Source organism: Microcoleus sp. OTE_8_concoct_300, assembly GCF_031383065.1.
Taxonomy (GTDB): domain Bacteria; phylum Cyanobacteriota; class Cyanobacteriia; order Cyanobacteriales; family Microcoleaceae; genus Microcoleus.
Genome location: NZ_JANMZH010000914.1, coordinates 1 through 2033 on the forward strand (window position 1 = coordinate 1; position 2033 = coordinate 2033).

Annotated in this window: 2 protein-coding genes; both read right to left on the reverse strand. The window is 42.7% G+C overall.

Going from position 1 to position 2033, the window contains the following annotated elements; genetic code table 11:
• Positions 1 to 430 precede the first annotated feature (430 nt).
• A complete protein-coding gene (locus tag ACUVJL_RS39155) occupies positions 431 to 1684 on the reverse strand; it encodes a hypothetical protein (RefSeq protein ID WP_445250742.1) in 1254 nt (417 codons plus the stop codon).
• 90 nt (positions 1685 to 1774) lie between these two features.
• On the reverse strand, positions 1775 to 2033 hold a 259-nt coding region (locus ACUVJL_RS39160), incomplete at its 5' end, for a hypothetical protein (RefSeq protein ID WP_445250743.1).

Genomic DNA, 2033 nt, shown 5'->3' on the forward strand with positions numbered 1-2033 from the left:
TTGCAAGAGGTCTTTTGTGGAACAGGCATCTTGCCTGTTCCTAAGAATACTGAGGCGAAGAAGCCCAACCCCTACTCCCCACAAAAAATTGACTCTTTGTGGAACAGGCATCTTGCCTGTTCTTAAGAATGCTGCAACATATAAGTTATACCACCCAAAAACCCCGAAAAACCCGGTTTCTTTGGTTTTAGGCATAAGTCATAAATCCAAATTATCGGGAAAAATTTTCCTTACCCACACGACGATACGCAGAGTTAACAAGCCAAATCCTAAACCAAACAGCACACTCAAGATAATTGTCGCAGCAAAGGGATGCAGCGGTAGAGAAAAATCGGGTTGCCATTGAATCCGTGTATCCTTGATTAGAGGATAGGCGGCGGAAAAGATTTGTCCGCCGCCGATCGCAGTTCCGACAAAAAAGATGATATTCTCAAGCTGGCGATCGCCTTTTCTCCCTGTCTTCCTGTTGCTGGTATAATTCCATCTGTTCCCTGTCCAATTCCACCTGTTCGATTTCCACCATCCCCCGCACAGTGGATATCGACTGCTGGAACAAATTTTGACTAGCAATCAGGTAATTTAAATCTATTTCAATTTCCCGGTGATACTTATCCTCAGCTAAATCTAGAAACCTCTGCCAAAAATCCAGATTGTCGCCTTGGATGCACAAACCTCTAATTCTTGTCAACGCCTCACCATAATTTTCAGCATTAGTATCAATGGTATTTCTATCTTCTTGCAAATACCGCACCTGCTTAGCAAAAGCCAACATTTTAGTGCGAACTTCAGCCAGCAACTCCTTTAACTTCTGCAACTTAACTTGTGGATTTTGTTCGCTTTCTATTGCATCCAATTCGGGAAGCTTCTTTTCTAACTCGCCCACTATTTGCTGTGCTTTGCGATACTTTTTCCTAACTTCGCCATAAACAAATACAATTTTAGCGCGAGAGCACAGCAGATTCATCAAGTAAGAATAAAACGCTGGCGTTGCGGATTTCAAAGTTTGGGGATTGTCTTGCAACCATACTAAAATGTGACACCGCTGACGCGCATCATCTTCTCGGCTGTCATACTCAAAAATCGGACTCCCGAATAACTTTCCTTCGGCGCGAAAGTCTACCGATGCTGGCTGTTTATCCTGTACAAAAGCTTTAACAGATTCGTCAGCTAGTTTCCGGTAAGTATTATAAACTGCTGGTGCGGCGTATAATAATAATGTCTGTCCCAGAGACGGTTGAATTGCATTTGGCAACAAGCAACCTTCGGGATTTAATCGAGTTAAGTCCGCTACTTTTATTGTGACATTTTTATAGTAAAATGTCAAGTCTGCGGTGTAAGTATCCTGAACTCGCAGAGCATTGATAGAACCATCAAGTTTCTGGTTGTCTGGCTGAGTAATTGGCTGGAACTTCAAAGTTTTTCCATCGGGAATCAGCAATTTGTCCCGAGTCAGATTTTCCTCTTCGCCGTCTGGATAATAGACGCCGTTTTTGTAGCAAATTAGCTTGTCTCTGAGGGATTTGAGTTCGTTGATGTTAAATTCTTTGCCGACATTATCTGCTAGATTTTCCCACAAAAATTGAGCATTTTTTGCTACTTGCTTATAACCTTCGTCCCTATCATCCCGCAGGTGGAAAGGATAGAGGCTAATGCTGGAATTTTTAATTTGCCATTCTTGGCTCATAATCAATTTTGTGAGATGTTTTCGAGTATTTGTATCAGATATTTGGGGCGGGCAAGATGCCCACCGCACAAGATTTTTATGGTTTCTATCCTAGGAAGGTGTTGGTGGATTATTTGTTGGCGGTGCAGGCGGCGCAGACGACGGAGGCAAACCCAGTCGAATCTGATTTTCCTTCAGCGTTTCGTAAAACTCCCTGACGATTTCTTCAGGTGCATCGCTATCACCGCCGCCCGCACCCGCCCGATAAATTTTGCCTTCTAAATTTTCTTCAATTTCAGGTCTGGTTTCGCACCAATCCTTAATTTTTTGAGCGATAATATTGATATTATCTGTCGAACTAACATCAAGC

Excerpts from the sequence above, each read along its gene's own strand:
- ACUVJL_RS39155 (WP_445250742.1), bottom strand. The coding sequence starts at position 1,684 with ATGAGCCAAGAATGGCAAATTAAAAATTCCAGCATTAGCCTCTATCCT.